At 72.6% G+C, this 6,000-nt stretch carries 4 protein-coding genes and 1 tRNA gene; 2 read left to right on the top strand and 3 right to left on the bottom strand.

Going from position 1 to position 6,000, the window contains the following annotated elements; genetic code table 11:
- The first annotated feature begins 207 nt into the window (after nt 1–207).
- Nucleotides 208–1,359 carry a methyltransferase domain-containing protein gene (locus tag AB0P03_RS38520; protein WP_363588806.1) on the top strand — a complete coding sequence of 384 codons (1,152 nt, stop codon included), beginning with the start codon at nt 208–210 and terminating at the stop codon, nt 1,357–1,359.
- 240 nt (nt 1,360–1,599) lie between these two features.
- Nucleotides 1,600–1,676, top strand: a tRNA-Met gene (locus AB0P03_RS38525).
- A 123-nt stretch (nt 1,677–1,799) separates the two neighbouring features.
- On the opposite strand, the gene AB0P03_RS38530 is transcribed toward AB0P03_RS38525, so the two are convergent.
- From AB0P03_RS38530 to AB0P03_RS38540, 3 genes are read right to left on the bottom strand one after another with little or no spacing between them, the layout of a single operon-like run.
- Nucleotides 1,800–3,938 carry a xanthine dehydrogenase family protein molybdopterin-binding subunit gene (locus tag AB0P03_RS38530; RefSeq protein WP_363633360.1) on the bottom strand — a complete coding sequence of 713 codons (2,139 nt, stop codon included), beginning with the start codon at nt 3,936–3,938 and terminating at the stop codon, nt 1,800–1,802.
- On the bottom strand, nt 3,935–4,933 hold the full coding sequence (locus tag AB0P03_RS38535) for a xanthine dehydrogenase family protein subunit M (RefSeq protein WP_363633362.1): 999 nt from the start codon (nt 4,931–4,933) through the stop codon (nt 3,935–3,937). Before AB0P03_RS38535 ends, AB0P03_RS38530 begins: the two co-directional genes overlap by 4 nt.
- Nucleotides 4,930–5,442 carry a 2Fe-2S iron-sulfur cluster-binding protein gene (locus tag AB0P03_RS38540; protein ID WP_363588800.1) on the bottom strand — a complete coding sequence of 171 codons (513 nt, stop codon included), beginning with the start codon at nt 5,440–5,442 and terminating at the stop codon, nt 4,930–4,932. Before AB0P03_RS38540 ends, AB0P03_RS38535 begins: the two co-directional genes overlap by 4 nt.
- Between the last annotated feature and the right edge of the window lie 558 nt (nt 5,443–6,000).

The raw sequence follows: 6,000 nt of genomic DNA on the forward strand, positions 1-6,000 counted from the left end.
TACTCGCTGCGCCCTCGGGTGCAGCGGGAAACAGCACCGGCCCTACAAGCCGAACCGAGAAGGGACGCTGACCATGGGAGACGAGAACAAGGGTGGACCGAACGACGGTAGGGGCGGCGGGCACGCCAAGCCCGGCTCGCCGGCCATCGGCCCGAACCCCTCGAAGGACGGCCAGCAGCCGACCCCGGCACCGAAGCACAAGAAGAGTTGACCCCCGAACAGCAGCGGGCCGCACTGGTGGCGGCGCTCACCGACGCCGGTTCCCTACCCACCGAATGGGCTCCGGCCGTGGCGGCCGTGCCGCGACACGCGTTCCTCCCCGACACCATCTGGGCGGACGAGGACGGCGGCGACACCGAGTGCAGCCGGACCAAGGAACCCGAGCGGTGGATGCGGCTCGCCTACAGCGACCTGCCGATCGTCACGCAGTGGGACGACGGTGCCGGGGACGGCGACCACCGTACTCCCACATCGTCGGCATCCATGCCCACCATGGTGGCCGAGATGCTGTCCGACCTGGACGCGGTCCCCGGGCATCGGGTGCTCGAAATCGGGACGGGCACCGGCTACAACGCGGCCTTGTTGGCGCATCGCCTGGGCGCCGAAACGGTGTCCACCGTCGAGGTGGACGCGCAGGTCACCGCGCAAGCCCGCACCGCACTTCGCAGGACCGGCTACACCCCCGAAGTCGTCTGCGGGGACGGTGCGCTCGGGTGGGGCGTACGCGCCCCGTACGACCGGATCATCTCCACCGTGTCACTGCGGGACATCCCGCCCGCCTGGGTAGCACAAACCCGGCCGGGCGGGGTGATCGTCAGCCCCGTCTCACCGTTGCTGGGCGGCGGGGCGGTTGCGCGGCTCACGGTGGACGGCGACGGGACGGCAAGCGGTCCGTTCACCCGATCGGCGGCGTTCATGATGCTGCGGCAGCAGCGCTACCAGGGCGCTCCGGTGGACGACTACCTGCCCGGTGAATGGCCGGGCGACTCCGGGCAGTCCTGGACAAGCCTCGACCCCGAAGCCATCGGGGGCGACTGGCTCGCGCAATTCGCCTGCGCCCTCGCCCTGCCGGACGTGTACTACCGGCGGAACGAGTTCGGTGACGGCGGCTGGACGTGGTGGCTGTTTGACACGGCCGTCACGTCCTGGGCAACGGTCGACTCCGTGCCCGGGGAATCCCGGTTCGAGGTCCGCCAGTCCGGGCCCCGGCAACTGTGGGACGAGACGGAGGCCGCCTACACCCGGTGGACGGCCGCCGGACGCCCCGGCTACGAGCGGTACGGGCTCACGGTGTCACCTGCCGGACAGGCTGCATGGTTGGACGAGCCCGGCAATCCCCTCCCGGGGCACCGCAAGTAGAGCGGTAGCTGGGGGCGTGGGGTTCCAAGCGATTGGCACCGCTTGTCTCCCCGCGCCCCCGCTCGCACAGAGCGGGGATCGGCTCGGGGCCGGGTCAGCAGTTCGGAACGGGGTCGGTCTCGCTGGCGGCCTCCGCCGGGCCCCGCGAAGGATTGGCCGGCGAGGGCGGCCCTGCGGAAGTGGCTGCCGGGAAACCGATTAGGTGATCGCCGTCTGGTGCCGTACGGTCGGTACTACCGACGCGGGGTGGAGCAGCTCGGTAGCTCGCTGGGCTCATAACCCAGAGGTCGCAGGTTCAAATCCTGTCCCCGCTACCACGAACGCCGAAGGGGCGGACGCGCAGTGCGCGTCCGCCCCTTCGGCGTTCTTTGCATCGCCGACTCGGCCGCCCACCAACGGCGAAGTCGGTCCGCGGGCGGTGGTGTCCGGCCGGCGTCGGGTCAGCGGCCGATCAGGGACTCGGGGCGGATGGGCAGTTCGCGGACCCGGATGCCGGTGGCGTGGTGCACGGCGTTGCTGATCGCCGCCGCCGTGCCCACGATGCCCAGTTCGCCGATCCCCTTGGAGCCCATCGGGTTGAGGTGGGGGTCGGGGTCGTCGATCCAGTGCGCGTCGACGGCGGTGACGTCGGCGTGCGCGGCGACGTGGTAGGCGGCCAGGTCGCGCTCGACGTGCCCGCCGAAGGACGGATCGGTGGTGCTGTGCTCCAGCAGGGCCATCGACAGCCCCATGATCATCGCGCCGGTCAGCTGGCTCCGCGCGGCCAGCGGGTTGATGACGCGTCCGGCCGCGAACACCCCGAGCAGGCGGCGCACCCGCACCTCGGCGGTGTCCTGATCGACCTGGACCTCGGCGAACTGCGCGCCGAAGGCGTGCCGCGCGTACTCCTGGCCGGTGCTCCCCACCTCCTCGGCGGTGTCGGCGTGTCGGGTCAGCCCGTCGGAGGGTGGCCGCCCGCCGTGCTCGGCCAGTGCCGTGCGCAGTTCCTCGCAGGCCCGGTGCACGGCCCATCCCCAGGAGGCGGTGCCGGAGGAGCCGCCCGCCAGCGGCGCCTTCGGCAGGTCGCTGCGGCCGATCCGCAGCTCGACGCGCCCGGGTGCGACCCGCAGGGCGTCGGCGGCGATCCGCACCAGCGCGGTGCGCGCCCCGGTGCCGATGTCGGTGGCATTGACCCGCAGCAGGAAGCTTCCGTCGGGGCGGGCGTGCGCCTCCGCGGTCGCGGGACCGACCAGCACGGGGTAGGTCGAGGCCGCCACACCCGTGCCGAGCAGCAGCCGACCGTCCCGGCGGACACCGGGGCGGGGGTCGCGGTCGGCCCAGCCGAAGCGCCGGGCGCCCTCGCGCAGACACTCGACCAGGCGGCGGCTGCTGAACGGCTTCCCGCTGTCCGGATCGAACGCGGGTTCGTTGCGGATCCGCAGCTCGACGGGGTCGAGGTCGCAGGCCAGGGCCAGTTCGTCCATGGCGGACTCGAGCGCGAACATGCCGGGGCACTCACCGGGCGCCCGCATCCAGGAGGGGGTGGGCACGTCGAGCCGGGCGACCCGGTGGACGGTGCGGCTGTGCGGTGCGGCGTACATCATCCGGGCGGGGACGGCGGCCTGCTCGACGAATTCGCGCAGCGTGGAGCTGCGGGTGGCCACCTCGTGGGCGAGCGCCGAGATCCGGCCGGTGGTGTCGGCGCCGATCCGGACCCGTTGGACGGTGGGGGAGCGGTGCCCGACCAGGTCGGCGAGCTGGGCGCGGGCCAGGCAGAGCTGGACCGGCCGCCCGACCGCGCGGGCGGCCAGCGCGGCCAGCACCGTGGGCGCCCGGGTGGTGCCCTTGGAACCGAAGCCGCCGCCGACGTGCTCACTGACCACCAGGATCTCCTCGGCGCGCAGGCCGAAGAGCTTCGACAGGTTCTCCTGGCTGTTGCCGGAGCCCTGGCTGGCGTCGTAAACGGTGAGCCGGCCGCCGTCCCAGACGGCCGTCGCGGCGTGCGGCTCCATGGGGTGGTTGTGCAGCGGCGGCAGGTGGTAGGTGGCGTCCACCTGGTGCGGGGCCGTCCGGTACGCGTTGTCGAAGTCGCCTCTGGCGCGCTCCGCGGGGTAGCCGCCGTTGGCCTCCTCGGGGGTGTAGAGGCCCGGGTGGTCGGCGGTCAGCAGGACGTCGTGGGGCTCCCGGGTGCAGCTGATCCGCAGCGCGCGGGCGCCGGCCCGGGCGGCCTCCAGGGTCTCGGCGACCACCAGCGCGACCGGCTGCCCGTGATGGGCGATCCGCGCGGACTGGAGCACGGCCAGCGTCGGGTCGTCGGTCGGGGCCAGCCGCTCGGCGTTGCGGTGGGTGATCACCGCGAGGACGGCCGGGTCGGCGAGGGCGTCGGCGTCCTCGACGGCGTCCACCACGCCGCGCGCGAGCGAGGCGGTGACGAGCCAGGCGTAGGCGGTGCCGGCCGGGTGGTGGTCGGTCGCGTACCGGGCGCGGCCGGTGACCTTGTCGGGCCCCTCCACCCGGGTGAGCGAGGTGTCCCCGTGCTCCTGCTGCTCCTGCTGCTCCTGGTGACCCTGGTGTTCCTGGCGGTCCCGGTGAGCCGTCATTCGGAGTCCTCCTGCTGCGGTGTGAGGTCGGCGAGGACCCGTACGGCGACCTCGCGTGCCAGCGGCACCTTGAACGCGTTGTCCCGCAGCGGCCGGGCGGCCGCCAGTTCGGCGTCCAGCGCGGCCCTGAAGACCTCCTCGGTGGCGGGCTGCCCGAGCATCGTCCGCTCGGCGACCGTCGCCCGCCAGGGCTTCGCCGCTACGGCGCCGAGCGCCAGTGCGACCCGTGCCACCCTCCCCTCGCGCGCCACCAGTACGGCGGCGACCGAGACGGTGGCGAAGGCGAACGAGGCCCGCTCGCGCACCTTGCGGTAGGCCGAGCGGGTGCCCGACCACGGCGGTGGCAGGTCGACCGCGGTGATCAGCTCACCGGGGCGCAGCCCGGTCTCGCGGGCGGGAGTGTCCCCGGGCAGCCGGTAGAACTCGGTGAGCGGGCAGCAGCGGGAACCGGTCGGACCGGTCAGCCGCACCTCGGCGTCCAGCGCCGTCAGTGCCACCGCGAGGTCGGACGGGTGGGTGGCCACGCAGTCCGCGGAGGCCCCCAGCACGGCCAGATCCCGGTGCACGCCCTCGCGCGCGGGGCAGCCGGAGCCGGCGACGCGCTTGTTGCACGGCTTGGTGACGTCCTGGAAGTACGGGCAGCGGGTGCGTTGGAGCAGGTTGCCGGCGGTGGTGGCGAGGTTGCGCAGCTGCCCGGACGCTCCCGACAGCAGGGCCTGGGACAGCGCGGGATAGTGCAGCCGGACCAGCGGGTGCGCGGCCAGCTCGCTGTTGGGCACCGTCGCGCCGATCCGCAGACCGCCGCCGGAGACCGGTTCCACCAGGCCGAGCGGCAGCCGGCTCACGTCCACCAGCAGCTCCGGTGCCTCCACACCGAGCTTGAGCAGGTCGACCAGGTTGGTGCCGCCGGCGAGGAACCTGGCTCCTGGGACCTGCGCGGCCAGCGCCACGGCCGAGGCGATGTCGGCGGGCCGGTGGTAGCCGAAGGGCTTCACGGGGCGACCTCCCGGACGGCGCGGACGATGCCGGGGTAGGCGCCGCACCGGCAGAGGTTGCCGCTGAGGCGTTCGCGGATCTCCGCCTCGTCCAGCGGCGACGGCGCCTGCGGGTCGGGGTCCGTCACGGCGCTCGGCCAGCCCTTCGCCGCCTCCGCGAGCATCCCTACCGCCGAGCAGAGCTGCCCGGGCGTGCAGAAGCCGCACTGGAACGCGTCGTACTCGATGAACGCCTGCTGGAGGGGGTGCGGCCGGTCGCCGCCGGCCAGGCCCTCGACCGTGGTGACCGCGGCCCCGTCCTGGGCGACCGCGAGCACCAGGCAGCTGTTCACCCGCCGCCCGTCCAGCAGCACCGTGCACGCCCCGCACTGTCCGTGGTCGCATCCCTTCTTCGCCCCCGTCAGCGCCAACCGCTCGCGCAGCAGGTCGAGCAGCGTGCGGCGGTGATCCACCTCAACGGTGTGCTGGTCACCGTTGACGGAGAGCGTGACGGTACTGGCCACATCCATGGCTTCCTCGGGGGGTCGGTCGGCAGCCGACCGCGCCGGCCGGCACCGTGATGCCTTCCACCGCCGGGGCGGAGCCCGCATCCGGGGGGCCTGGAACCACCGGTTCGGTCCCGTGCGGTGGCCGCGCGGTCCTTACTTGTCTTGGGCGCCGACCAGGGGTAGTGTTCCCTAGTCGCTCGGCAGGGAGCACCGGACACGCATCGGCGCGGCCGGTCCCGGGGCGGCCAATCCTCTTGAAATGCCATGTCCTGGTTCGGGCTGGGTCGAGTCTTGTCGCGGCTTGGTTCCTATTCGGCGTGTTCGTTTTATTGGATTGCGGTCGATTCGCTTTTCGGAGTAGGGATCGGCTAGAGTTTGAAACGTCGGACGGGGCGTCAAGCCGCAGAAGACACCAGCGAGTTGGATGAACGAAGCGCCGGAAACGGAGCGGAAAACATCTGGTAAGCTGGGAACACGAAAGAATGAAGCGCCCGGAGGGCCCGCTGGAAGGCGGTCCGAAGGAAGTGTCCGTTCCTTGAGAACTCAACAGCGTGCCAAAAGTCAACGCCAGATATGTTG

The sequence above is a fragment of the Kitasatospora sp. NPDC088779 genome (genome assembly GCF_040685395.1).
Lineage (GTDB): Bacteria > Actinomycetota > Actinomycetes > Streptomycetales > Streptomycetaceae > Kitasatospora.

What these genes read in the sequence shown, in the direction of transcription:
- AB0P03_RS38530 (WP_363633360.1), bottom strand. Translation starts at nt 3,938, where the DNA reads ATGACGGCTCACCGGGACCGCCAGGAACACCAGGGTCACCAGGAGCAG.
- AB0P03_RS38540 (WP_363588800.1), bottom strand. Translation starts at nt 5,442, where the DNA reads ATGGATGTGGCCAGTACCGTCACGCTCTCCGTCAACGGTGACCAGCAC.